A 25,616-nucleotide genomic window follows, 5' to 3' on the forward strand; every position below is an offset into this window, starting at 1 on the left:
TCGTACCTCCTGTCCATGTGGAGGTCATATCCTGGCCCAGCTCAGGGGGCGAATTCCACACCCAGCGACGAAGAGCCAAAAAAATCGCCCCGGACCGGGGCGATTTTCAGGCAGGGCCGGCATGAACACCCGACATTAAAGGCATCTTTCAGCGCCGACGGGCGTAATGGTTTTCCTGCTGTTCCTGGCGCTGCTTGGCCTCAATGGTAAGCGTGGCGGTCGGACGCAGCAGCAGACGCTTGAGCCCGATGGGTTCGCCGGTCTCTTCGCAGAAGCCGTAGTCGCCCTCATCGATGCGGTCGAGCGTGGCGTTGATCTTGCGCCACAGACGCGTTTCGCGATCGGCCTGTCGCAGGGTATAGCGCAGTTCCTCTTCACTGGCGGCGCGGTCGCTGTCATCACCGCTGCTTTCAGCCATGCCGATACTGCCGCGCATTTCTTCAAGCGTCTCTTCGACTTCCTTGCGCTCCTTGAGCAGCAGCTGGCGAAAATATTCCAGCTGCGCTTCGTTCATGTAGTCCTCAGCCGGCATGGCGAGAAGCTCTTGTTCGTTGGCAGGGATAGTGACTGTCATGATGCTTCGCCTCACTGAGTCCATTCAAAAAAGCGTTCTAACATAGCAGAAAACCGACATGACAGGGCAAGTATGGCCGGTAGTTCAAATTCAGCCCAGCCGACTGTGTTCGGATATCCTGTCCGTGACCGCACCTGAACAGGAGAGAACATGAACACCATGGATGACCTGGGGACTGCGCCGAACGATCCTCGAAAGTCGAGTCCGGCCGCGCAACGCAACAAGGCGCCACTGCTGGACGTTCTCCGAGCGCGCCTCGGGAAAGGATCGCGCATACTGGAAATTGCCAGTGGCAGTGGCGAACACATCGTGCACTTTGCCCGGGAGATGCCGGAGCACGAATTCATTCCCAGCGACGCCCATCCCGCAGCGCTGGCCTCGATTGCTGCCTGGCGTGAGGTGCTGCGTCGTGAAGTGCCCGATGTCCGGCTGCATTCACCACTGGCACTGGAGGTGGCTCAACGCCCGTGGCCGCTGAAGGCAGGAAGTATCGATGCCATGCTGTGCTTCAACATGATCCACATCTCGCCGTGGCAGGCCACGCTGGATCTGCTGGAAGGGGCTGCACGGTATCTGACACCGGAGGGTTGGCTGCTGCTATACGGCCCGTTCAGCCGCCACGGGGTCCATCAGGCCGAAAGCAACGCCGCCTTTCATCAGAGCCTTCAGGCACGCGATCGTCGCTGGGGCGTGCGGGATCTGGAACAGGAGGTCCTGCCGGCAGCACATGACGCTGGTCTGACACTGGCCGAGATCATCGGGATGCCGGCCAATAACCTTTGTCTTCGACTGTCGCGCAAAAACTGACGCCGGGCATTACTGGGATTCGCGCACGCGTTCAAGCGCGTCACTCGAAATATAGCCCTGGCCGTGGGCGTGTTCGGCCATGGTCAGGCTGTCAGAGGCCAGTACCAGCGAGCAGTCGTTGTTCTGCTCCTTGTTGATCTGGGCAGAGAGCGCTTCGATGGCCTGCTGACGATCGGCATCGTTGCTGACATCACGGATATAGACCGTTCGAATGCGGCCGGGGTAGTCCCGCACGATGTCGGTGTAGATCTCGGGATCATGCTGGCCACTGTCGCCGATCAACACGAAGGGCAGCGGGTCATAGAGCTTGAGCATGGTTTCGATCAGCGCTCGCTTGTGGTCTTCTGCCTTGCGCGGCAGCGGATGCTGCAGCGTCAGCCCCCACTCGCGCAGAAACAGGATCGGCCCGACCGGAATGCGATTGAGTCGGAAAAACGCCTCCAGCATCTCATAGATGCTCCAGGGCGCCCGCGAGACATAAAGAAGCGGGCGCTGACAGTGCTGATCGCCATCGCCAACGTGAAATCCGCGATAAAGCGCTGCCACGCCGGGAAAGGCCATGCGCTGCTCGGCGCGGGCAATGAAGAGGTGATACATCATCTTCAGCTTGTTGGCCACGCCGGTATACATCACCGTATCGTCGATATCGCTGATCACCGCAAAGTCGATATCGGCCGGTGGAATATAGATATCGGCCACGGCCTCGCCGCCGGCACCATCATTGGCGCGGGCACTCTTTTGATCCTTGCTTGGCGACAGGATGCGAAGATGCGCTTCATGCCAGATGCGGTCACCGGGCAAGGGCGTGCCGAGCTGGATATGGGCATTGAAATAACCATCCCGGTCGGTGGTGACCGTGACCGTTTCTCCCCCCAGCTGGATCTGAACATCAATATGCTTGATGCCCCAGCGCACGGTACGCCGCATGATATCGGCCAGGTCACGGCGCCATGAGCCCTCAGGCAGATTCAGATTGAAGCCCGGCTGGCGAAAGACCCGTCCCATCATGAACACTTCACGGTGCGTGCCGTAACCCCGGTAGGTATGAATCAGCCTGCCGCCATGGACCTTTTCTGACTTGGCGGGACGCGCCACCACGTGAAGCAGTTTCTTGAGGCCCTTGATCAGGGTGGCGGTGGAGCGACGTGGCATTGAGCTTAACCCGGTAAAAGACATCGATTCCCAGAAATGGCGACATGAAAGGGCCGTCCTGTGGCGTCACACTCAAGCGTAGTCGCACCACGCGGCCCTGTCGCCCGTCATGCCGGGCGGGCCGTCAATCAGCACGGGGGCGCTGAATGCTCATCACGCCCAGTGCCGAAAGCCCACAGCCCACGGCCAGATAGAGCGCCACCGGCAGCCAGCTGCCGCCGGCCATGCTCACAAGTGCTGCGGCAATGAACGGCGTAAACCCGCCGCCCACCACACTGGCCACCTGATAGCCTACCCCCGCGCCGCTATAGCGATAAGCCGTCCCGAAAAGCTCGGCAAACATCGGCTGCTGCACGCTGACCACCATGTCGTGGGCCAGATTGGCCAGCATGACGGCAAAAAAGACAATCCAGACAATCGAGCGCGCCTCCAGCGCCATGAAAAAGGGAAAGGCACACAGCACGCCGACCGCGGCACCGACCACATAGATGCGCCGCCGGCCAAAACGGTCGGCCAAAAGCGCAAACAGCGGGATGGTCACACAGCTGATGGCCCCGACCAGCAGCCCGATATTGAGAAAGAGCTCGCGCGAGAGCCCCAGATAACTGGTGGAATAGCTCAGCGCAAAGGTGGTCACGATGTACATCGTGAAAAGCTCGGCCAAACGCAACGCAATGATCTGCAAAAAGGCCTTCGGATGACGGCTCAGCGCCTCGAGCACCGGCGGTCGAGAAGGCCTCTGGCCCCTTTCCTCAACGGTTTCCCTGAACTCGGGCGACTCCTCGAGGCCCGCGCGCACCCAAAAGGCAATCGCGACCAGCACAATCGAGAAGACAAACGGCAGTCGCCAGCCCCAGCTCTGAAAGGCCGCATCATCGAGAAAGTGACTCAACAGCGACACGCTGCCGGTGGCCAGAATCAGCCCCACGCCGTAGCCGACCTGCACGCCGCTGCTGTAAAACGCCCGCCGGTGACGCGGCGCGCTCTCGACCGCCATCAGCGCCGCACCGCCCCACTCACCACCTACGGCAAAGCCCTGCAGGGCGCGCAGCGTCACCAGCAGGATCGGTGCCCAGACCCCGATGCTGGCATAGGTGGGCAGCAGTCCGATCAGGGCCGTGGAAACGCCCATCAACATGACCGTCAGCACCAGCATGCGCTTGCGTCCGAGCCGGTCCCCGAAATGGCCGAACACGATGCCGCCCAGCGGGCGAAACAGAAATCCCACACCGAAGGTGGCCAGCGCGGCCAGCGTGCCGGCGGCCGGGCTCACGTTGGGAAAAAACTGGCCGTTGAACACCAGCGCCGCCACGATGCCGTAAAGCAAAAAGTCATACCAGTCGACCACGGCACCCACAAAACTGCCCAGCGCCGCGCGACGCGCCTGCTGCTCATGGGTCAGCACGCCCGAATGACGCTCTGCACGCATGTTCTCAAGCCTCTCTGGTTAATCCGTCAATGAAGGCCTGCGACAATGCCAGTGACGGCCCTGGGCGTCCACTGCACGAGAGGCATAAAAAAACCGCCTGCCAAAGCAGACGGTTGTGATCACATTACCTGTGCGGTTTAACGGCTTGGTCAGCGGTTGCCGCTACCGCTATTGCCTGACGAACGGGAGCTGCTGCGACGGCGACGCGCCGGGCGGGCCTGTTCATCACTGCCGGGGCTGCCACCGCCACCGCTGCGTGAGCGATTGTTTGATCCGCTGCGACCGGCACCGCCGCCGTTACGAGCGCCGCCCCCGTTGTTGCGCGCCTGGCCGCTGCCCTGACGACGCTGACCGCCGTTTGGGCGCTGCTCACGTTCATCGGGGGTTTCCGGCACGGCGCGCGTGAAGTCAAAGCCCTCGGCAGTGGCCACCGGAATGTTGCGACCAATCAGCTTCTCGATCTGCTTGAGCTGACTGCGCTCATCGGGCATCACCAGCGAGACCGCCTGGCCGCTGGCACCGGCACGACCGGTACGACCGATGCGGTGTACGTAGTCGGAGGGCGTCTTGGGCAGCTCGAAGTTCACCACGTTGGGCAGCTCGGAAATATCGATACCGCGCGCGGCCACATCGGTGGCCACCATCACCTGCACTTCGCCGTTCTTGAAGCCGGAAAGCGCGGCAGTTCGGGCATTCTGGCTCTTGTTGCCATGAATGGCCGCCGCCGTGATACCGGCCTTTTGAAGATGCTGCGTCACCCGGTTGGCCATGTGCTTGGTGGCCGTAAAGACCAGCGCCTGAGACCACTGATGATGGGTGATCAGATGGGTCAAAAGCGCCATGCGCTGGGGCTTTTCGACCATGTAGATCGACTGATCGACGCTTTCGGCCGCGGTGTTGCGCGGGGCCACATCAATGCTGACCGGGTTGTCCAGCAGTGTACCGGCCAGCTCGCGAATCTCTTTCGAGAAGGTCGCGGAGAACAGCAGGTTCTGACGCTTTCTGGGCACCAGACGCAGGATCTTCTTGATGTCGTGGATAAAGCCCATGTCCAGCATGCGGTCGGCTTCATCCAGCACCAGGGTTTCGACCTGGTCCAGACGCACGGCCTTTTGATTGACCAGGTCCAGCAGTCGACCCGGGCAGGCCACCAGAATGTCCACGCCATCACGCAGACGCGCGATCTGCGGGTTGACCTTGACGCCGCCGTAGACCACATCGCTTTTCAAACGCGGACGCAGGTGCACGCCGTATTTCTCGACCGACTCCCCGATCTGGGCCGCCAGTTCGCGGGTCGGCGTCAGAATCAGCGCCCGGACCGGACGCCTGGATTCAAAACGCTGACGCGACAGACGCTCCAGAATCGGCAGGGTAAAGCCTGCGGTCTTGCCGGTACCGGTCTGAGCCGCCGCCAGCACATCGCGACCTTCAAGGCAGGCCGGAATGGCTTTTGATTGAATAGGGGAAGGTGTCTGGTAACCAGCATCTTCGAGAGCACGCAAAAGCTCGGGCGACAGCCCAAGTTGGGAAAATGACATCGACAGGTTGTCTCATGGCGCTATCGGATGCTGGCGTCTTCTTCGCGAGAGCGACAGCGCCGTGACAGCGCAGGGGGAATTTCAATGACGGAGGCAGGCCAACGACCTGCCCGTGCGAAGAGGAGCGCCAACATAGGGGATTTGCGCCCCGATTACCAGCCTTATCGTATTGTGGCCTTGATCGTTACCGCGCCGTGACGGCCTCTTCGGCCTCATCAGGATCCTCGAAATGCAGGCCCCAGCCGGTGGCCGCGGCCAACAGCATGATCAAAAGCAGAAACCAGCCGTGGAAGACAAACGGGAAGACTTCGGTGGGGGCAACAATCGGCAGCCAGTCATACTGTCCCTGCATGGACGTGATGGTGGCCCAGCCCAGCAGTACCGGCGCGCCCCAGGGGAAAATATAGCCCAGCGCCGAGGTCACGGCATCGAGCATGTTGGCACGACGATAGCAGTGAATGCGGTACTTCCTCCCCAGCTCGCGCACGAACGGCGCCGCGGCAATCTCGGCGGCCGTGTTGATGGTGATCGCCGAGTTTAAAAGCGCCACGATCCCCCAGATGGCCAGCTCCGCGCGGCGTACGGAATCGCCGATCCAGCGCATCAGGCCCCGCGTGATGGCGCTCATGGTACCGCCCAGTCTGAGCAGATGGGCGGTGGCGACAATCAGAAGAATCAGGATCGCCATGTTGACGTAGCCGCTGACCCCATCCACCAGGGCGCCGGTGACGACGCTGTCGCTTTCGGGATCAAAGGCCATGATCTCACCGGGGGCGGCCAGGCCTGCCACCACGATCATGATGGAAGCCAGAACGATCCCCCAGGTTAATGATGTGATCAGGTGATGGCCACGCAGGGCCAGCAACAGCACCAGCGCAAAGGGGACAAGCATCAAGAGCCCGCTCGGGTCGGTCTGCGCCATCATCGCCTCAAGCGCGGCATCGTTGCCCTCGACACTGCCGCTGGCATTGCCCAGCAGCACAAACAGCACCAGCGACGGTACGGCGGCCATGATCGAATACTTGAAGCGGCTGCGCACCACGCCCGGCACATCGGCGTCCTGGGTCGTGGCGGAGACAATGGTGGTATCCGACACCGGCGCGAGGTTATCGCCAAAGATGGCACCGGCCAGAATGGCGCCGAACAGCACTACCGGATCACACCCCAGCGCCACACCGGCGGGGTACATCAGGGTACTGAAGGCCACCGTGGTGCCGTAGCCGGTGCCGACTGCGGTGGAAAATACGGCCGCCAGTACAAAGGTCAGCCCCACAAAGACACCGCCAGAGGCGCCTGAAATACCGCCCAGCCAGACCAGTCCTTCCACCAGCCCGCCGGTCTGCAGCACCTGCGCCAGCATGCCGGCATAAAACCAGGCCACCACGGCGATCACCCCGATCGGCTGGGCCATGCCGCTGAACAGGCCACTGGCATATTCCTCCCAGCGGCTTTTGCAAAAGAGCAGACCCAGCGTCAGACCGAACAGACAGCCCATGACCAGGCCAATTTCGGAAGAGAGCCCCAGTACACTGGTAATGATGGCCCAGCCGACAAAAAATATCAGCGGCACGGCAGCGCCCAGCGCGCCAAGACGAAACTTCAGGGCCGGCTCGTTTTGAGCATGTGTCGTTGTGCGGTTATCCGATGTCTCGGTCATGCCGTCTCTTCCATCGTCGTCTGAAAACGTTGGGCGCAGGGGATTCATCGTTCCCCATACCGGGTGCCTGCCGACAGCCCGAAAGCATCGGGTCATCCACGACGGCGGCGCTGTATCAGGTTTTTGTGAAGTGTGACCGGATCAAACAGGCGGGACAACCGCCCTGGACCAATGGGTAGCCGGCGTACAAGGCCTTCGTGCGCTGAGCTAAGCTCTGGGCAGCACACTTCATACAGGAGCGCTCGATTGACCCTGCCACTTCACAACCGACGCCGCATTGCCACGCTCTGTCTGCTGGGGGCGCTGGTGTTATATGTCATCAGCACCTGGTATCAGGGCCGTTTCCCGGCGCTTGAGTATGTTTCGGCCTTTGCCGAGGCGGCCATGATCGGGGGCATCGCCGACTGGTTTGCTGTCACGGCGCTGTTTCGTCATCCGCTGGGACTGAAGATCCCGCATACGGCGATCATCCCGCGCAACCGGGCGCGACTGGGGAAAAGTCTTTCCGGGTTTATCCGCGAGAACTTTCTGTCCGAAGCCTACGTGCGAGAAAGCGTTCGCCGCTTTGACGTGGCCGGCGCGCTGGTGAACTGGCTGTCACGCCCCGAGCGACGCGCCATGGTCGCCGAGCGCCTGATCCAGGCCATGAGCACATCACTGTCGGCGGTTCGCCAGAGTGCGGCGCGGGAATTTCTCACCCGGACCCTGCGCCACCATCTGGGGCGCATCAACACCGCCCGGCTGATGGGCAGCGCACTGAACGTGCTGGCTGCCGAGGGGCGCCATCAGGCCCTGCTCGATGATTCCCTGACCCGGCTCTCGCGCTGGCTTGAGGTCGAGGATAATCAGGAGCGGGTCAAGACCTTCATTACCGGCACCGTCTTCAAGCTGTTCAACCCGCGGGTAATGGGCCGTGAAATCAGCATGCACCGGCTGGCCGGCTGGCTGATCAACGAGCGCATTGTCGAGCAGAGCGCCCGGCTGATCAGTGAGGTCAGCGACGACCCCGACCACCCGCTGCGCCGCCATCTGGATCACCAGTTTGCCGAATTCATCGAGCGCATGCGCCATGACCCCGCCCTCTCCCGGCGCCTGGACCGCCTGCGCGATGACGTCCTCAACAATGATCGCCTCAGCGACTATGTCGCCGGTGTCTGGGAAGAGCTGATGGACTGGCTGGCTCGCGACCTCGAGGCCGTTGATTCGCAGTCGCGCGCCTGGCTTGAACACTTCATCGAGTATTACGCGCGCACGCTTGAGCATGACGCCCCGGCCCGCGAATGGCTCAACGACCAGGCCGTGACACTGCTGCCGGCGCTGGTCGAGCGCAACGGTCCGCGCATTGATGCCTATATCCAGCGCTACCTGGACAGCCTCGACAGCGACGAGATCGTCGACCAGATCGAGAAAAACGTCGGCAACGATCTGCAGTTCATCCGCATCAATGGCACCCTGGTCGGCGGGCTGATCGGGCTGGCCATTCATGCTCTGACCCAGCTGATGCTGACGCTTTAAGGCGTTCTGATCTTTCACTCAGGGCGGTGCCGGCATGTTGTAAACATTAATGTTTCACGTGAAACATGCCCCCGGCAGGCGACAGCACCTTTCCCCGGGGCGTCATAGCTCTGGCCTCTCCGGTGCGATAGGACTAAACCATGAAGATACCGTGATATCTTTCGCGCTCGGGACCGCTCGTGACCGGTTCCAGACACAATCCGTTCGACAGGATGTCAAAAGAGGAAAAATGGCATGTCAGATAGACATAACGAACTGACCAACCGGCAGGGTCATCCTGTCACCAACAATCAGTCCCAGCGCACGATCGGCAGCCGTGGTCCGGCGACGCTTGAAAACTATCAGTTTCTCGAAAAGATCAGTCATTTTGACCGTGAGCGTATCCCCGAGCGCGTCGTACACGCCCGCGGCTTTCTCGCCTACGGTGAGTTCGAAGCCACCGGCATGATCGGTGATGAACCGGCATCGAAGTACACACGTGCCAAACTCTTCCAGGAAGCCGGCAAGAAGACCGATCTGGCCCTGCGCTTCTCCACCGTTATCGGTGGTCGCGATTCCTCGGAAGCGGCCCGCGATCCGCGTGGCTTTGCCGTGAAGTTCTACACCGAAGACGGCAACTGGGATCTGGTCGGTAACAACCTGGCCATCTTCTTTATCCGTGACGCGATCAAGTTCCCGGACGTGATCCACTCGCTCAAGCCTGACCCGGTGACCTTCCGTCAGGAGCCCAACCGCATCTTCGACTTCATGAGCCAGACGCCTGAAGCAATGCACATGCTGACGCACCTGTTCAGCCCGCGCGGGATTCCGGCCTCCTATCGTCATCAGGAAGGCTTTGGCGTCAACACCTACAAGATGGTTAACGCTCAGGGCGACACGGTGCTGGTCAAGTACCACTTCCATCCCCATTGCGGCGTGGCAAGCCTGACCGCGGCTGAAGCCGCCAAGGTGCAGGGCCAGGATCTGGGTTCAGCCTCGAAGGATATGTATGACGCCATCGAGCGTGGCGACTATCCGAAGTGGGACGTCTTCGTTCAGATCATGGAAGACCACGATCATCCCGAGCTTGACTGGGATCCGCTGGATGACACCAAGATCTGGCCGGAAAATGATTTCCCGCTGCGCAAAATTGGTGTGATGACGCTCAATCGCAACGTGCAGAACTTCTTCGCCGAAAACGATCAGATCGCCATGGGGACCGGCGTGCTGGTCGACGGTCTGGATTTCTCCGACGACAAGATGCTGGTCGGTCGTACGTTCTCCTACTCCGACACCCAGCGCTATCGCATCGGGCCCAACTACCTGCAGCTGCCGGTCAACCAGCCGAAAAACGCGCGCGTGTCGACCAACCAGCGTGACGGGCAGATGGCCTATGACCAGAGCATGGCGCCCGGTCAGAACCCGCACATCAACTTCGAGCCGTCGATTCACAACGGACTGCAGGAATCCGGGCGCGACGAGCCCAACAATCCGCCGGAAGTCCGCGGTGCGTTGACGCGCAGCGTGCTGGAACGTCGCAACGACTACGTGCAGGCGCGCGGTCGCTACAACACCATGCAGGATTGGGAGCGTGAAGACCTGACCTTCAACATGGTGGACCTGCTGGGTCAATGCGAGCGCGACGTGCAGGAACGCATGCTGTGGCATTTCTGGATGGTGCATGACGACTACGGCAACCGCGTGGCCGATAAACTCGGCATGAGCGTGGGTGATGTGAAGCATCTTCAGCCGCTGGCCAAACAGGTCCTCACTGACGAAGACAAGAAGCGTCTTGAGAATCTGGGCAACAACGGTGACACCATCGACGCCAGCGTCTGGGGACAGTGGACCAGCTCGGTCACCAACCGTCAGGCCACGGCCGAAGAAGTGCTCGGCGGCACACTCTAAACGCCGGGATCATCTGGTCCCTGCTGGTTAACGAACCGGCGCCTTCGGGCGCCGGTTTTTTCATGAGCGGTATCGATGCTTTTGACCAGGTTCTTGTCTGAAAAGTAGCCGAGCGACGCTCAGACAAGGCAAAAAATGACGAAGGTATGGAGTTTACATGGGGTAAATGAGTAGTAGCCTGCGTCAATTTTCAACGCTGCATGAGCGAGCGCAGGCACTTTTCGGGCAGAACCTACCCGCCGTGGCACTTCTTGAACTTTTTGCCACTGCCGCAGGGGCACGGGTCATTGCGTCCGACGTCCTTCAGGGCGTTGCGTACCGGCTTTTGGGCACCATGCTGACAGTGCGGACCATGAACGTGCCCGTGCTCATGATGATGGTCGTGGTCATGCTGGCAGTTCGGGCCGTGAACGTGGGGCTGATTCATGTGATGTTTTCCGGTGATTGTGATCACGTGATTATCGACACTGCGCGCCAAAAGAGAAGCCCTACTGACAGGGTAATATCGGTGCCCGCCCTCTCTGCCTGATATTTTTCAGGATGCCCTCTTGAAAAGCCTCATGACGGCCCTATCTGCGAGATAGTGACGTCCGGCACGAAAAGAAAAGGAATTTTTTCAGGGAAGACTTGAAACGCCGAAAGACGCCACTATTTAACATAACGTCGCGACAACAGGCTCACTCAGAGCTGCTGACGCGAGCGCAGATGCCGCCCATGCGGGTCTGCGAGTACTCACCACGGTAGTGACGAACTTTGCTGTTTATTCAGGAGGTTTTATGAACACCATGACCCTTTCTCCGCTCTTTCGTCGCAGCATCGGCTTTGATCGCCTCAACGACCTGTTCGAGCAGGCCGTGCACAACGATGTGCCCAGCTATCCGCCCTACAATGTTGAAAAGCACGGCGACAATGACTACCGTATCGCGGTAGCCACGGCCGGGTTTGCCGAGGAGGAGCTCGACGTCAACGTCGAAAACCGCGTGCTGACCATCACCGGCGGGCGCACTGACAATGACGGCGATGATACAGGGGTGACCTATCTGCATCGCGGCATCGCCAAACGCGCGTTCCGGCTCTCCTTCCGCCTTGATGAAAACATCGAGATTCAGGGCGCAAGGCTGGAAAACGGCCTGTTGATGGTCGATCTGCTACGCGTGGTGCCCGAACAGCAGCGCGCTCGTCAGATCCCGATCAATGGTGGCCAGCGGGCGCTGACCGACCGTTCGGAGCACCGTTCGGAGCAGAAGACATCGTCTGAATCCCGCGAGCCCGTCAGCGCCTGAGAGGCCGGTGTCGCCCGATCAGGGCGATAAAAACGACGTAAAAAAGGCCCCGCCAGCCATGGCGGGGCCTTTTGTCTTTTAACCATTGAAGCACTCAGGAAGCGCCCTGACGCTCCCAGGCCGCCAGCACAATCCGTTCGGACTGCGCCAGATACTGCTCCAGCAGGGCCACGGCCGCTTTTGTGTCCCCCTTTTCAAAGGTCTCCAGCACCTGCTGATTCATCTCGACATAGGGCGCATGCAGCCACTCCTTGTCGGACATCAGCCCGAAGGCGAGACGCAGTTCGGCCAGCACCTGACGAAAGAAGTCGTCCAGCCGCGCACTGTCCCCCAGTGCCACGATGGCACCGTGAAAGGCCATGTTGGCCGTGCCCACCGCCAGCCAGTCCTGGCGCTCGCGATACGTCCGGGCATCCTCCACCGCCGTGCGCATCTCCTTCACCGCCGGATGACTGGGCCATGCCTCGCTCAGTGCACGACACTCGATAAAGCGCCGCAGACGGTAGATCTCGACAATGGAAGCGGCATCAGGACGGGTCACGAAAACGCCGCGATGCGGCTGATGGGTGACCAGCCCTTCATGAGCCAGCGTGCGAAAGGCTTCTCTCAGCGTATTGCGCGACACGCCCAGCCGCTCACACAGCGCGATTTCCGACAATCGCTGCCCGGGAGTGAACTCCCCTTCTACCAGCAGTCGCCGAATGCCGGCCGTCACGGTCTCTCCCAGCGATTCGCGCCTGTCTTCCAGGGACTGCTTTTTCATTAGGCGCAATTCCGATTATGACGTTTACACAGGCGTCCAGTGTTCCCGATAAAGGGGGCTGTCGACAAGCTCGCCGCGCGCACCAAAAGAGTGCCTCGAAGCGCTGCGTTGCGCCGAAATGAAACACAAGTCGAATATCCACGGGCTGCCGTCAGGGCTATTGTTGAACAATCGATACGGACAACACCTACAAAATTCGAACGATCAGCCCATTGTGGCACGCCAATTGCTGGTATGGCCTGTGCCCCTTCCTCTTTCGGAGCCTTTGACATGGCAGATACTCCTGACGTCGGGTTCGCCCGCTCCCGACGCGCTTCACTGATTGGTGCCGTATTCTTGATGGCCACCTCGGCCGTGGGCCCCGGTTTCATTACCCAGACCGCCACCTTTACCGCCACGATGGGCGCCGCCTTTGCCTTCGGTATTCTGGCCTCGATCCTGATTGACCTGGTCGTACAGCTCAACATCTGGCGCGTGGTGACCGTCACCGGCATGCGCGCCCCCGAAGTCGCCAACGCCGCGCTGCCCGGCAGCGGTTATCTACTGGCCATTTTGATCATCATTGGCGGACTGACCTTCAACGTCGGCAACATCGCCGGTGCAGGTCTGGGGCTCAATGCCCTGCTGGGGCTGGACACCACCTGGGGCGGGCTGATCAGCGCCGTGATTGCCGCCGGCATTTTCTCCTCCAGACGCGCCGGCGTGGCCATCGATCGCATCATCATTGTGCTGGGCGTGTTGATGATGGCGATGACGGTGTTCGTCGCCATCGCCTCCAACCCGCCCGTAGGCGAGGCACTGCGCCAGACCGTCATGCCCGATACCATCAACTTCGCCACCATCACCACCATCGTGGGCGGCACCGTCGGCGGTTATATCACCTACGCCGGCGCTCACCGCCTGCTGGACCGCGGCCTGGGCGGCGTCGAGAATGTCGAGACCGTCTCGAAGGCCGCGCTGCGCGGCATTCTGGTCACCGGGCTGATGCGCTACATCCTGTTTCTCGCCATTCTCGGCGTGGTGGCCAGCGGCGTGGTCATCGACGTCTCCAGCCAGAGTGCCAATCCCGCTGCCCAGGCCTTTCAGGCCGCCGCCGGCGAGCTGGGGCTGCGTGCCTTTGGCCTGATCCTCTGGGCTGCGGGCATCACCAGCATCATCGGGGCGGCCTATACCTCGATGACCTTTTTGAGTGCCTTTCGCCCCGGTATCAGCGAAGGTGTGCGTAACCGCGCCACGCTGGTGTTTATCGCCGTCTCACTGATCGCCTTCGTATCGGTGGGCACCCCGCCGGCGGCGCTGCTGGTGTTTGTCGGCGGCTTCAACGGCCTGATTTTGCCGGTGGGGCTGACACTGTTCATTTATGTCGCCTGGCAGCGTCGTGATCTCATGCACGGGCATCGCTACCCGCGCTGGCTGCTGGTTTCCGGTGCGGTGGTCTGCGCGCTCACCTGGTACATGGGCTTTAACGCCATCGGCCCGATCTTTGCCTTTCTGACACCGTCTGCCTGAACAGGAGCCTCACATGTCCTTTATCGATTTAAACAGCGATCTGGGGGAAAGCTTCGGCCAGTGGCACATGGGCGATGACGCCACCATGCTCGGTATTGTCACCAGCGCCAATGTCGCCTGCGGCTTTCATGCCGGCGACCCGGCCGGCATATTGCGCACCCTCAAGGCGGCGGCCAGCCATGGCGTCACCGTCGGTGCCCATGTCGGCTATCCGGATCTGGTGGGCTTTGGCCGACGCAACATGGATATCGCAAGCGATGAACTGCGCGCCGATGTGATCTATCAGATCGGCGCGCTCAAGGGGCTGGCCCGCGCTGCCGGCACGCAGGTGCGCTACGTCAAGCCACACGGGGCGCTCTACAACACCATTGCTCACGACCGGCGCCAGGCCGAGGCCGTAATGGCCGCCATTGATGATGTGGACGCCTCGCTGGTGCTGATGACGCTGGCAGGCTCACCGCTGGATGAGTGGGCGCGCAAGGCCGGTCTGCGCGTCGCCGCCGAGGCCTTTGCCGATCGTGCCTATCACCGTGATGGCAGCCTGGTCTCGCGCCGGGACGCAGGCGCCGTGCTGCACGATGCCGACCAGGTCGCCGAGCGGATGCAGCGGCTGGTGTGTGATGGCGTCATCGAAACCCTCGACGGCCACGACATTGCCCTTGCCGCCGACTCCATCTGCGTGCATGGCGACAGCCCCGGCGCCGTGGCGCTGGCCGAAGCCGTGCGGACGCGGCTGACCCGGGCCGGCATTGAGCTCAGGGCCTTTGCAGGAGCAACCCCATGAGCGCCATCGACCAGGCCCGCCAAGCGCGCGAGCGCTTTCGCGCCGGCGAGTGTCGCCCCACCGCCGGACTCGCCCCGGGCATGACCCAGGCCAATCTGATCGCCCTGCCACGCGACTGGGCATGGGATTTCCTGCTCTATGCCCAGCGCAATCCGCAGGCCTGCCCGGTACTGGAGGTCAGCGACCCCGGCGACTGGCGCACCGGGCTTGCCGAAGGCGCGGACCTTCGCACCGACCTGCCGCGCTATCGGCTCTGGCGCGACGGCGTGCTCATCGAGGAGCTCGATGATGCCCGGCCCAGCTGGGAAGAGCATCCGGATCTGGTCACCTTCCTGATCGGCTGCAGCTTCACCTTTGAAAGCGCCCTGATCGAGGCCGGCATCGAGGTGCGCCACATCACGGATAACACCAATGTGCCGATGTATCGCACCACCCTGCCCTGTCGTCCGGCCGGGCGACTGCAGGGCGACGTGGTGGTCTCGATGCGCCCGCTCCCGGCCGCCCATATCGCCCGGGCAAGCACCATCACCGCGCGCTACCCCGGCGTGCACGGCGCCCCGATTCACGTGGGCGACCCGGGGGCGCTGGGCATCCGGGGCATCGACCGCCCCGACTTCGGCGACCCCGTGCGCATCGAGCCCGGTGAAATCCCGGTGTTCTGGGCCTGTGGCGTGACCCCGCAGGCTGCCGTGATGGCCTCGAAGGTGCCCTTTGCCCTTACCCACGCGCCCGGGCACATGTTCATCACCGATGTGCCGGACAGCCGCTATCACATCTGACCGACACGCTACGGCACGCTTTCAGGAGTTCCCGTGAGAATACTTCCCGTCAACCTGAGCACCCTGCTGGTCGAGCTGGATGACCTGTCGCAGGCGCTGGGGCTTTTCGACCAGCTCCAGCGCGAGCCGATCAGTGGCGTTACAAACGTCATTCCGGCAGCGCGCACCCTGCTGGTGAGCTTCATCCCGTCCCGCATCAGCGCCGAACAGCTGACCCATACGCTAATGGCACGCCCCGTGAGCAGTGGAGGCAGCCATCAGCACGGCGAACTGATCGAGATACCCGTTTTTTATAACGGTGAAGACCTTGATGACGTGGCAAGGCTTTTGGGAATGAGCACCGACGAGGTAATCCGTCGGCACGGCGAGCATGAATATCAGGTCGCCTTCTGCGGGTTTGCGCCGGGCTTTGCCTATCTGGCCGGCGGCGCGGGCTTTGATGTGCCAAGGCGCGACACGCCCCGCACCCGCATTCCGGCGGGTTCCGTGGCGCTGGCCGGTACCTTCAGTGGCATCTACCCCACCGACAGCCCCGGCGGCTGGCAGCTGATCGGGACCACCCCGCTAGAGATGTGGGACCTCCACCGCGAGCCGGCCGCACTGCTCCAGCCCGGCATGCGCGTGCGTTTTGGTGCCACCGAAGACGCGCCTGAACGGGTCAGCGTCAGCGTCCCCCGCGAGGTCACCCAAACGGCGGAGAGTGCGACCACGCCGTGGCTGGAAGTCCTGCAGCCCGGGCTGCAGAGCCTTTTTCAGGACCTCGGCCGCAAAGGCCAGACCGGCCAGGGGGTCTCAAGCGCCGGGGCGATGGACAAAAGCGCCCTGCGTGCCGCCAACCGGATCGTTGGCAACCCGTCAGATGCCACGGCCCTCGAGGTTGCCCAGGGCGGGCTGTCACTGGTCTGCCATCAGCCCGCGATCGTGGCGATCACCGGTGCAGAAACCGCGGTCTCTATCACTGCCGCCGATGGCGCACGCCATGAAGCCCGCCCCTGGCAGCCCATTGAGCTGGCCGAAGGCGACACCCTGACCCTGGGGGCGACCACGGCCGGAGTGCGCAGCTATCTGGCCCTGCGCGGCGGTTTTGACGTCACGCCGGTGCTCGGCAGCTGTGCTACCGATACCCTGGCAAGGCTGGGGCCGGCGCCCTTGAAACGCGGCGACCTGCTGCACTCGGCCAATGGCCCCGTCACGGCGCTGTCACTGGGTGAGTCGCCCGAATTCGATCTGCCCCGTGCCGGTGAATGCATCACGCTCGATATCGTCATGGGTCCGCGCAGCGACTGGTTCACTGATGAGGCGCTGGCCCTTTTGTGTGAACAACACTGGCAGGTCACCCCGCACTCCGACCGGGTCGGCATTCGTCTGGAAGGTGAGCACTCACTTTCTCGCCAGCATCACGGTGAACTGCCCAGCGAGGGCACGGTCACCGGTGCCCTGCAGGTGCCGGCCAGCGGCCAGCCGGTACTGTTTCTGGCCGATCATCCGCTGACCGGCGGTTACCCGGTGATCGCCTGCGTGGCCGATCACCATCTGGACCTGGCCGGGCAGATTCCCCCCGGCACCACCGTTCGCTTCCATCCGCTTACCCGTTTCGCACCGCTTGCCGGTGACGACAGCCTGCATGAGGTCACGCCATGAACGCACCCGACGCTCCCAACGCCCTGCGCCCCCTGAAAAGAGTGCTGATTGCCAATCGCGGTGAGATCGCCGTGCGCATCATCCACGCCTGTCGCGACTACGGCGTCACTTCCGTGGCTGTCTACGCCGAAGGCGATCTCGACGCCCTGCACGTGCGCCTGGCCGATGAAGCCTACGGGCTGGGCGGTGAACGCGCCGGGGAAAGCTATCTATCGATCGAGAAGCTGCTCGACGTTGCCCGCCGTGCCAATGTTGATGCCGTGCATCCGGGCTATGGCTTTCTTTCCGAGCGCGCCGACTTTGCCCGCGCCGTACAGGACGCCGGGCTGATCTGGATCGGTCCGAACCCGGAGACCATCGATGTGCTGGGGGACAAGGTCCAGGCACGGCGGCTGGCGCTCAAGGCAGGTGCGCCGCTGGCCCGCGGCACCGAAGACCCGGTGGAAAGCGCCGAGGAGGTCGTGGCCTTTGCCGAAGAGGTGGGTCTGCCGATCGCCATCAAGGCCGCGTTTGGTGGTGGCGGGCGCGGTCTCAAGGTCGCCTGGCGCATGGATGAGGTGACCGAGTGCTACCACTCGGCGGTGCGCGAAGCCGAGGCCGCCTTCGGCCGCGGCGAATGCTTCGTCGAGCAGTATCTTGATCGCCCGCGCCACATTGAGGCCCAGATCATGGGGGACCGCCACGGCAACGTGGTGGTGGTCGGCACCCGCGACTGCTCGCTGCAGCGGCGCAATCAGAAGCTTGTCGAGGAGGCCCCGGCGCCCTTTTTAAGCGACGAGCAGCGCCAGCAGATTCATCAGGCTGCCCACGACATCTGCGCCAGAGCAGGCTATATCAGTGCCGGCACGGTCGAATTTCTGCTCGCCAGCGACAACACCCTCTCCTTTCTCGAGGTCAACACGCGGTTGCAGGTCGAACACCCGGTTACCGAGGAAACGGCCGGTGTGGATCTGGTCATCGAGCAGCTGCGCATTGCCGAAGGCCATCCGCTCTCCTTTACCGAGACGCCCACACCGCGCGGCCACAGCTTCGAATTTCGCATTAACGCCGAGGACGCCGCCAAGGGCTTTCTGCCCACACCCGGCACCGTCAAGATCTTCAGCGCTCCCACCGGCGCCGGCGTACGACTCGACAGCGGCGTTGAAAGCGGCGGCCGCGTCTCGGGACACTTCGACTCATTAATGGCCAAGCTGATCGTCACCGGCGCCACCCGCGAACAGGCCATTGCCCGGGCGCGCCGCGCGCTCGAGTACTTCGAGATCGACGGCGTGGCATCAACGTTGCCCTTTCACCGCGCGGTGATGGCGCACCCGGATTTCACCGGCGCCGACACGTTCAATGTGCATACGCGCTGGATCGAGACCGACTTTCAGGACACTCTTAAGTGGGCACCTCGCCAGCCCCCGGCCACCGAGCCCGGCATGCTGCACGCCATGATCGATATCGATGGCAAGCGCCATCGCATCGGGCTGCCTGCTGCGCTGCTGCAGCATTTTGGCTCGAGCGAGGCGGGCCTGGCCGTCGAGACGGAGCAGGCGTCGACAGAAGGCAGCGTCACGGCCCCCATCAGCGGCACGCTGCTGGCCTGGCAGGTCGAGGACGGCGCTCGGGTCAACGAAGGCGACGTCATTGCGATCATGGAGGCGATGAAAATGGAGACACAGATCACGGCCGAGACCAGCGGCCGGCTGGCCATTCGCATCGAGGCGGGTAATACGCTGGAGGCAGGGCAGGTGATGGCGGAGATCGCATCGGAAGGGCCCTGATCAACGGATCATCATGACCAGGGGCGCTGCGGCGCCCCTTCTTTATGCCTCCCGGTGGTATACACCCCATCACCCGTCGATGCGAGCGAGATTCGCTATCTGTTGGCCTGGCAGCCGCCGGAGGATATCGCCACGCGGCTGCCCCATCTTGACGTGCTCTTTGCCACCTCGGCCGGCATCGATCAGTTCGATGTTGCTGCACTGCCCGATGCGCTCCCCGTGGTGCGCATGCTCGACCCTGCCATCGAACACAGGGCATGATCGAGTACGCCACCTTCGCCACGCGCTGGCTGCATCGCCATATGGCCGACCATGTTCGCCAGCAGCGTGATCGGCACTGGCAGGCCCACATGCTGACGCCCGCCGGTGAGCGACGCATCGGCCTGCCGGGGCTGGGGCAGCTGGGCGGTGCCATGGCGCAGCATCTCGCGCAGTATGGCTTTCAGGTCAGCAGCTGGGCACGCACGCCGCGTGAGATGGCAGGTGTCACTACGTATGCCGGTAAGGCCGCACTGGACGACTTTCTGGGTCGCTGTGACATCCTGATCTGCGCACTGCCCCTGACCATTGAGACCCGCGGCGTGCTCGACCGGGCCCTGTTCGAGCGCCTGCCGTCGGGTGCGGCACTGATCAACATGGGCCGCGGCGATCATCTGGTGGAGGCCAATCTGACGGCGGCACTGGAGACGGGCCGGCTCTCGGGGGCGGTGTTGGATGTACTGCGCGAGGAACCACCGGCCTCAGGCCATCCCTTCAGGCAGGACCCGCGCATTCTCATGACCCCGCATGTGGCCGCCATGACCCAGCCTTTCCGGTGTTTCTGAAAAACCTGCGGCGCCATCAGAGCGGCGAGGCCATGGTCGGGCAGGTGGATCGCGGACGTGGCTACTGAGCCCCACGGTGGTGGCAGACATGATACCAATATGGAAACGCCCGGCCGATGGCCGGGCGCTGGTCGTGACACTGGTGCGTATCAGCAGCACTCATGGGTCAATGATCACGTCATTGCATGAACGCAGGCTCAGGCGTGGCGGCGACGGCTCATTTTACTGCCACCAAGCCCGGCAAGACTGCTGATCAACGCCGCAATCACCATGGCGATGAAGGCCATCAGCGCAGAGTTGCGCAGGCTTTCAGTCAGTGGCCTGTTCGGCCCCCTGGCGCAGGGACTGCTCGGCGCTGGCCAGCTCCTGCTGTGCCTGCTTGATGTAGCCATCCAGCCGTCGCCGCAGCGCAATCTTTGGCGTGGTCAGACAGCCCGGAGTCACCTCGGGCGCTGGCGTGGTCTGAATCGTGGGGCCCATGATGTTGGCCGAGGGCAGCTCCACGCCATGACGCCGACAAAAGCGTGAGCTCCAGGCGCCGCTGGCGCAGATCGCGCTCGAGGTGCGGATCAGCCCCCCCGCTCGGTCCACATGCCACTCACGCGCCCACCGGCAAGATCCAGCCCGCGCACCGCGCAGTTCTGGTGCACGCAGGCGCCTCGCGCCTGCGTGCCCCGGGCGATCGCGGGACAGGGCATCCCACCGGCTCTGGCTATGCATGGCCAGCGGCAGCTCATACAGGGCACGGTTCTGCTGGCGCACCCAGCCCCAGTTGCGGCTCGACTGCTCACAGCCGATCAGGCCCTTTTCCAGCAGCGCGACCGACACACCGCGGCCGGCCAGCTCATGCGCGGCACAGGTGTCCAGAATGCCGCCACTGATCACGACCACATCGACCTGCTCGGGAAAGTCAGCGCTATCGTGGACAGCATCTACATTCACAAACATGTTCGAAAACCTCTTCTCTTGTTGTGGGCCATCATACAATCGAAGCCTTCATGCGCTGCAGAACAGGATGTTTTTGCCGGCGCGTCAGGTACCGAGATCGATCAGGACGCTCTTGTGATGCAGATTGATCTTGAATGCTGCCCGTCGCAGTTGCTGCGCCAAAACCCCATCGATTCGGCCGGATCTGCCGAATTGCCTGTACGGCCCTATCCCGGCGTGGCACGCGCCGGTAGCGCATGCGACAGTAAGTGCCCCGCGCAGACACGTTCAAAAGGAGCCTGCTGTCATGTGTCACTCATCAACGACCCGCCCGGCGGATGACCTTCAGGAGGTCTTCACCTGGCGCACTCTGCAGGAAAGAGATCTTGACGCCGCCTGGGCCCTCTCTTCACGGCTTGGCTGGCCGCATCGTCATGAGGACTGGGCAACCTCGCTGGCCATTGGCGTGGGTCTGGCGATCGAGGATGCCCGGGGCCGACTGATCGGCACCGGGTTCTGTTTCAACCAGGGCCGCATCGCTACCCTGGGCCTTGTGATCATTGATGATGACTGGCAGGGACGGGGGCTGGGACGGGAGATGATGACCCGCCTGATGGGTCTGTCCGGCGAGCGCACCCAGCTGCTGGTCGCCACCGAGGCCGGTGCCCCGCTTTATATCAAGCTCGGCTTCAGCCCCTGCAACACGATTTACCAGTACCAGGGCAACGTGACGGCCACCGTGGCGGTGCCCGACATGCCGGGACTACGCGCGCTGCGTGACAGTGATCGCGACCTGATCATGGCCATGGCGCCGCTCAACCCGGTCCACGTGGATACCGTCCGTCAGGCCAAAGAGGGGGTGGTCATCGAAGAAGACGGGCGTCTGGTCGGCGTGGCGCTGCGACGCCTCTATGGTCGTGGCGACCATATCGGCCCGATCATGGCACAAACCCCCGAGCAGGCACGCGCCATGATGGCCTTTTTGCTGGCGCGCACCGTGGGGCGGTTCGTCCGTCTGGATCTGGTCGAACCGGAAGACGATCAGCTCCTGCTGGCGGCAGGCCTTGCCTGCGTGAATCGGATCGAGCGCATGCGCCACGGCCCGGAGGTCATGGAAAGCCCGCTGACCCGCTTTGGTCTGATCAATCAGGCACTGGGCTAGACCGCTTCCTGTTCTGAGCGACACGGCGATGTTTCACATGAAACATCGCCCTGAATGACCAGGGACATTACCCCGGCTGTCCTGAGCACCGAAATTCCGGCGCAGCTACTCGGGTCCCGTCTGGAAGGTCACCGGGCGACGCCCGGACAAGGCACACCCTGAACAGGGAACGGCGTTTACTGGTGTAACGCGTCTCCCGGTTCAATGGTTAACGCCGTATTGACGGGTGCGGGCACCTTACAGATCAGACCTGACCGGGCACGGGCGCATCCTGCTCGATCAACCTTTCAGATTTCAGCGCGTCCCAGAAGTCCGCCGGAATATTCGCCGTCATCGAGGCGTGATTTTCTCGGGCGTGCTCGGCTGTTCTCGCCCCCGGGATGGTCGCGGCGACCACATCCGGTGCGGCCGTGAACTGCAGCGCTGCCGTACGCAGATCCGTGCCGTGCTCACGGGCAATGGCGCTAATGCGATCGCGCTTGTCCCTGAAACCATCCGGGATATCGGTTTTATACATCCAGTACGTGCTGCCGGCGAGAAAGCCGGAGCCCAGCGGTGCGCCGATGACCAGGGGCACGTCACGCTCACGACACACCGGGAACAGACGATCCATGGCGTCGCGATGGTTGAGCAGCGTGTACTGGGTCGCCTGCAGAATCACATCGGGGCTGCCGGCCTCCATCGCCGCCAGGCTCGGCTCGATGTCGTTGACGCCCATGCCCCAGCCGCCAATGATGCCCTCGTCACGAAGCCGCTCGAGTTCGGGAATCGCACCCTTGCGGGCGATCTCGAAATACTGCTTCCACTCCTGCCCCATGTCTTCGTTGCTCGGCGCCAGATCATGGATATAGACCAGATCGATCTTGGAGACGCCCATGCGCTGCAGGCTGTCCTCGATCGAACGGCGAACCCCATCGGCGGAGTAGTCATAGCGGTAGTCGGTGCGCAGGTTGCCCTTCCACATGCCGACGCTTTCCACCGAGGCATCCGGAGTCAACAGCCGTCCGACCTTGGTGGAGAGCAGATACTCGCTCGGGTCCTTGTCAGACAAAAACCGGCCCAGGCGCCGCTCGGAAAGGCCCAGCCCATACCAGGGCGAGGTATCGAAATAGCGCGTACCACTCTCCCATGCCGCCGTTAGCATGGCCCGGGCTTCTTCATCGGAAGTCACCCGGTACATGTTGCCCATCTGCGTGCCGCCTGCCCCATAGTGCAGCTCGGGCGGAAAGAGGTCCATGGCCAGCGGTGGCTGTTTCGGCAGCGCTTCATCACGTCGCCCCTGATCGTTGTCGCCGTCCTTTTGCGCCGCCATGAGCCGCGGTGCGGCCACGCCTGCTGCCGCCGCCACGGCACTCAGGGCCAGAAACTCGCGTCGTGATGCCATGAAACTCTCCTTGTAATGGACGTATCGCTTTCAAGCCTGGCGCAGTTCCGAGGCCGGCTCCAGGGGCCATGCCCCCTTTCGACCGTCTTTCAGACACAACGCTTCCAGACATGACGCTTCCAGACATGACAAAGCGCCCGCTCGACACATCGAGCGGGCGCTTTGGGGGCGTACCGTCAGCCGGTTTATTTCATCGGCGGTGGCCCAAGCTCCTTCATCAGCTCGGAGAGCTTCACGTAGGCCCGGTTGCGCCAGGCGATCAGGTCCGGAATGCGCTCGGCCGGCACGTCGGTAAAACCGCCACCGCTCTTGGTCCCCAGCTTGCCCTGCTCGATCAGCGAACTCAGCACCTCGGGGGTGGCAAAGCGCTCGGGAAAGTCAGTCTGCAGCGACTGATAGCAGAAGTTGTAGACATCAAGGCCTGCCATGTCGGCAATCGCAAACGGCCCGAAAAACGGCAGCCGGAAGCCAAACGTGGTACGCACCAGCGTATCGATGTCCTCGGGGCTGGCCACGCCCTCTTCCAGCAGCTGGGTGGCTTCGTGAAACAGCGCATACTGCAGGCGGTTGAGTACAAAGCCGGTCACGTCCTTGACCGTGGCCGTCTCCTTGCCGGTCTCATGGACAATGGCACAGGCGCGCTCGACCACGGCCGGATCGGTGCCTTCGTGCGGGATGATCTCCACGCCCGGCACGAACGGCGACGGATTGGAGAAGTGCACGCCCAGAAACCGCTCCGGGTGGGTGACCGCTTCGGACAGCCTGGCAATCGAGATGGTCGAGGTATTGGTGGCGATGATCGCATCCGGACGCGCCGCAGCGCTGACACGTCTGAAGATGTCATGCTTGATGTCGATCTTCTCGGGCACGGCCTCTTCGATGAAATCGGCGTCGCGCACCGCGTCCTCGATGGAATCGGCGACCTTTACCTGGCGCTCGATGCGCTCGACGGCATCACTCGGGAACAGCCCGTCGGCAACGAATTTGCGGGTTTCCTCGATCAGACGCTCGCGGTTGGCCTGGGTGACCTCGAGCGAGACATCGCTGATCAAGACTTCGGCGCCGGCCAGCGCCATGACCTGGGCGATACCGCCGCCCATGTAGCCCGAGCCGACAATGGCAATTTTACGTGTCATGAAACCTTTACTCCCTATGGTCTTGGGGTCGTTACACTGTGGTCACGACCCGCTCAGCCCTGGCGCACCTGGCTCTTGCCCAGGGCATAGTCCGATGTGCGCGGCAGAATCTTTTCGCGCAGGTACTTCTGATTGGTGCTGGACACGCTCAGACCATCGCCGCCGTAGTGTTCGGTGCAGATGATCCCCTGGAAGCCGTTGGCCAATGCGATCTCGAACGCCTTGCGATAGCTGATCAGGCCCGACTCCAGCGGCGCCGGCATGGCCACGTAGTAGTCGCGCGCCACATCCTCGTCGCGGATATAGTTCTTCACGTGCCAGTAGTTGGCATACGGCAGGGTCTTTTCCATGACCTCGAGCCATGGCTCGATCGGACGGTGCAGGCGGACCAGGTTACCCACGTCCGGATTGATGCCGACGTTGTCCAGCCCGATATCCTTGACCAGCGCCACGGCGGAATCGGCCGTGCCCAGGTAGGTGTCCTCATACATCTCGAGTGACATCAAAAGGCCCAGCTCTTCGGCGTGTCGACCCAGTTCCTGCAAACGCTTGACGGCCAGATTCCACATGTCGCGGTCGGCCTTCGGGTCCTTGTGACCCTCCACCGTCCAGAACCACAGCTGTTTCTGCTGTTCGGGCGTCAGGGCCTGGTGCAGGCCGAAGGAGACCACCTGGCAGCCCAGCGCCGCGGCAGCTTCCAGCGTGCGGTGGCTGTAGGCCAGGTTCTCCTCACCGTGCTCGGCATCGATCACGCTGCGGCGAATGGCCGAGATCGACGGCAGACCAATGCTGGCCTCTTTTGCCGTGCGCAAAAGCTCTTCCAGCCGCTGGGTCGACAGATCACCGGGCTTGACCCAGCCGTCAAAGAGGTCGGCATTGGCAAAGCCTGCCTCGCGCACTTCATCAAAGACACTGCGCCAGTGCGAGGCGTCGGCATCGTTGACGGCACGCCCCTGTGCATCCACGCCGGAAAACTGCAGCAGGGCGGCCGTGATCGGCCAGTCATCAGCGGTATAAGGCATGGTGAATCTCCTTGTGAGGGCTGTAATCAGGGCCCGGCGGCAGCGGCGGCCGGGCCCATGGATAAAGGGATGACGCG

23 protein-coding genes are annotated in these 25,616 nt (G+C 62.5%); 12 read left to right on the forward strand and 11 right to left on the reverse strand.

Going from position 1 to position 25,616, the window contains the following annotated elements:
* Nucleotides 1-148: 148 nt before the first annotated feature.
* Nucleotides 149-574: an RNA polymerase-binding protein DksA gene (dksA, locus tag Q0931_RS03310; RefSeq protein WP_299257273.1), complete on the reverse strand. Its 426-nt coding sequence runs from the start codon at nucleotides 572-574 to the stop codon at nucleotides 149-151.
* A 150-nt stretch (nucleotides 575-724) separates the two neighbouring features.
* Here dksA and Q0931_RS03315 point away from each other — a divergent pair, with 150 nt between their 5' ends.
* Entirely contained in the window at nucleotides 725-1,381 is a 657-nt protein-coding gene (locus Q0931_RS03315; RefSeq protein ID WP_299257275.1) for a DUF938 domain-containing protein, read from the forward strand.
* Between the two features lie 9 nt (nucleotides 1,382-1,390).
* Here the strand turns inward: Q0931_RS03315 and Q0931_RS03320 are convergent, their stop codons facing one another.
* From Q0931_RS03320 to Q0931_RS03335, 4 genes are all read right to left on the reverse strand, one after another.
* Complete coding sequence (locus Q0931_RS03320; protein ID WP_299257277.1) at nucleotides 1,391-2,533, reverse strand: App1 family protein; 1,143 nt, start codon at nucleotides 2,531-2,533, stop codon at nucleotides 1,391-1,393.
* 124 nt (nucleotides 2,534-2,657) lie between these two features.
* Nucleotides 2,658-3,962, reverse strand: coding sequence for a shikimate transporter (gene shiA, locus Q0931_RS03325; RefSeq protein WP_299257279.1), 1,305 nt, complete (start codon nucleotides 3,960-3,962; stop codon nucleotides 2,658-2,660).
* A 149-nt stretch (nucleotides 3,963-4,111) separates the two neighbouring features.
* On the reverse strand, nucleotides 4,112-5,500 hold the full coding sequence (locus tag Q0931_RS03330) for a DEAD/DEAH box helicase (protein WP_299257281.1): 1,389 nt from the start codon (nucleotides 5,498-5,500) through the stop codon (nucleotides 4,112-4,114).
* Between the two features lie 184 nt (nucleotides 5,501-5,684).
* Nucleotides 5,685-7,157, reverse strand: a complete 1,473-nt coding sequence (locus Q0931_RS03335; RefSeq protein WP_299257283.1) for a Na+/H+ antiporter NhaC family protein — start codon at nucleotides 7,155-7,157, stop codon at nucleotides 5,685-5,687.
* A 246-nt stretch (nucleotides 7,158-7,403) separates the two neighbouring features.
* Between Q0931_RS03335 and Q0931_RS03340 the strand changes: the two genes are divergently transcribed.
* Together Q0931_RS03340 and Q0931_RS03345 are read left to right on the forward strand one after the other, a co-directional pair.
* A complete protein-coding gene (locus Q0931_RS03340) occupies nucleotides 7,404-8,672 on the forward strand; it encodes a DUF445 domain-containing protein (RefSeq protein ID WP_299257285.1) in 1,269 nt (422 codons plus the stop codon).
* A gap of 234 nt (nucleotides 8,673-8,906) precedes the next feature.
* Nucleotides 8,907-10,559, forward strand: a complete 1,653-nt coding sequence (locus Q0931_RS03345) for a catalase (protein WP_299257287.1) — start codon at nucleotides 8,907-8,909, stop codon at nucleotides 10,557-10,559.
* 232 nt (nucleotides 10,560-10,791) lie between these two features.
* Here the strand turns inward: Q0931_RS03345 and Q0931_RS03350 are convergent, their stop codons facing one another.
* Nucleotides 10,792-10,986 carry an SEC-C metal-binding domain-containing protein gene (locus Q0931_RS03350; protein ID WP_299257289.1) on the reverse strand — a complete coding sequence of 65 codons (195 nt, stop codon included), beginning with the start codon at nucleotides 10,984-10,986 and terminating at the stop codon, nucleotides 10,792-10,794.
* A 349-nt stretch (nucleotides 10,987-11,335) separates the two neighbouring features.
* Between Q0931_RS03350 and Q0931_RS03355 the strand changes: the two genes are divergently transcribed.
* A complete protein-coding gene (locus tag Q0931_RS03355; RefSeq protein ID WP_299257291.1) occupies nucleotides 11,336-11,842 on the forward strand; it encodes an Hsp20 family protein in 507 nt (168 codons plus the stop codon).
* A gap of 94 nt (nucleotides 11,843-11,936) precedes the next feature.
* Here Q0931_RS03355 and Q0931_RS03360 read toward each other — a convergent pair whose 3' ends face one another.
* Nucleotides 11,937-12,605, reverse strand: coding sequence for a GntR family transcriptional regulator (locus Q0931_RS03360; RefSeq protein WP_299257293.1), 669 nt, complete (start codon nucleotides 12,603-12,605; stop codon nucleotides 11,937-11,939).
* Between the two features lie 270 nt (nucleotides 12,606-12,875).
* Here Q0931_RS03360 and Q0931_RS03365 point away from each other — a divergent pair, with 270 nt between their 5' ends.
* From Q0931_RS03365 to Q0931_RS03395, 7 genes are read left to right on the forward strand one after another with little or no spacing between them, the layout of a single operon-like run.
* A complete protein-coding gene (locus Q0931_RS03365) occupies nucleotides 12,876-14,114 on the forward strand; it encodes an NRAMP family divalent metal transporter (RefSeq protein ID WP_299257295.1) in 1,239 nt (412 codons plus the stop codon).
* A 13-nt stretch (nucleotides 14,115-14,127) separates the two neighbouring features.
* Nucleotides 14,128-14,898 carry a 5-oxoprolinase subunit PxpA gene (locus tag Q0931_RS03370; RefSeq protein WP_299257296.1) on the forward strand — a complete coding sequence of 257 codons (771 nt, stop codon included), beginning with the start codon at nucleotides 14,128-14,130 and terminating at the stop codon, nucleotides 14,896-14,898.
* Nucleotides 14,895-15,677 (forward strand): putative hydro-lyase, encoded by a 783-nt coding sequence (locus Q0931_RS03375; protein WP_299257298.1) that lies wholly within the window; start codon nucleotides 14,895-14,897, stop codon nucleotides 15,675-15,677. Before Q0931_RS03370 ends, Q0931_RS03375 begins: the two co-directional genes overlap by 4 nt.
* A gap of 33 nt (nucleotides 15,678-15,710) precedes the next feature.
* The gene (locus Q0931_RS03380; RefSeq protein WP_299257300.1) at nucleotides 15,711-17,318 is read left to right on the forward strand and encodes a 5-oxoprolinase/urea amidolyase family protein; all 1,608 of its coding nucleotides are present in this window, start codon (nucleotides 15,711-15,713) and stop codon (nucleotides 17,316-17,318) included.
* Entirely contained in the window at nucleotides 17,315-19,084 is a 1,770-nt protein-coding gene (locus tag Q0931_RS03385; protein ID WP_299257302.1) for a biotin carboxylase N-terminal domain-containing protein, read from the forward strand. Before Q0931_RS03380 ends, Q0931_RS03385 begins: the two co-directional genes overlap by 4 nt.
* Nucleotides 19,085-19,138: 54 nt before the next feature.
* Nucleotides 19,139-19,345: a hypothetical protein gene (locus Q0931_RS03390; RefSeq protein WP_299257304.1), complete on the forward strand. Its 207-nt coding sequence runs from the start codon at nucleotides 19,139-19,141 to the stop codon at nucleotides 19,343-19,345.
* Nucleotides 19,342-19,908, forward strand: a complete 567-nt coding sequence (locus Q0931_RS03395) for an NAD(P)-dependent oxidoreductase (RefSeq protein ID WP_299257306.1) — start codon at nucleotides 19,342-19,344, stop codon at nucleotides 19,906-19,908. Before Q0931_RS03390 ends, Q0931_RS03395 begins: the two co-directional genes overlap by 4 nt.
* A gap of 309 nt (nucleotides 19,909-20,217) precedes the next feature.
* Here the strand turns inward: Q0931_RS03395 and Q0931_RS03400 are convergent, their stop codons facing one another.
* Nucleotides 20,218-20,856 (reverse strand): FAD-binding oxidoreductase, encoded by a 639-nt coding sequence (locus Q0931_RS03400; protein WP_299257307.1) that lies wholly within the window; start codon nucleotides 20,854-20,856, stop codon nucleotides 20,218-20,220.
* A 286-nt stretch (nucleotides 20,857-21,142) separates the two neighbouring features.
* Here Q0931_RS03400 and Q0931_RS03405 point away from each other — a divergent pair, with 286 nt between their 5' ends.
* Entirely contained in the window at nucleotides 21,143-21,997 is an 855-nt protein-coding gene (locus Q0931_RS03405; protein WP_299257309.1) for a GNAT family N-acetyltransferase, read from the forward strand.
* 244 nt (nucleotides 21,998-22,241) lie between these two features.
* Here Q0931_RS03405 and Q0931_RS03410 read toward each other — a convergent pair whose 3' ends face one another.
* The 3 genes from Q0931_RS03410 to Q0931_RS03420 form a co-directional block, all read right to left on the reverse strand.
* Nucleotides 22,242-23,381 carry an aldo/keto reductase gene (locus tag Q0931_RS03410; RefSeq protein WP_299257310.1) on the reverse strand — a complete coding sequence of 380 codons (1,140 nt, stop codon included), beginning with the start codon at nucleotides 23,379-23,381 and terminating at the stop codon, nucleotides 22,242-22,244.
* Nucleotides 23,382-23,566: 185 nt separating this feature from the next.
* Nucleotides 23,567-24,517 carry a 3-hydroxyacyl-CoA dehydrogenase family protein gene (locus Q0931_RS03415; protein ID WP_299257312.1) on the reverse strand — a complete coding sequence of 317 codons (951 nt, stop codon included), beginning with the start codon at nucleotides 24,515-24,517 and terminating at the stop codon, nucleotides 23,567-23,569.
* 53 nt (nucleotides 24,518-24,570) lie between these two features.
* Nucleotides 24,571-25,539, reverse strand: a complete 969-nt coding sequence (locus Q0931_RS03420; protein WP_299257314.1) for a sugar phosphate isomerase/epimerase — start codon at nucleotides 25,537-25,539, stop codon at nucleotides 24,571-24,573.
* Nucleotides 25,540-25,616: the final 77 nt, after the last annotated feature.

This window comes from uncultured Kushneria sp., assembly GCF_947497025.1.
Lineage (GTDB): Bacteria > Pseudomonadota > Gammaproteobacteria > Pseudomonadales > Halomonadaceae > Kushneria.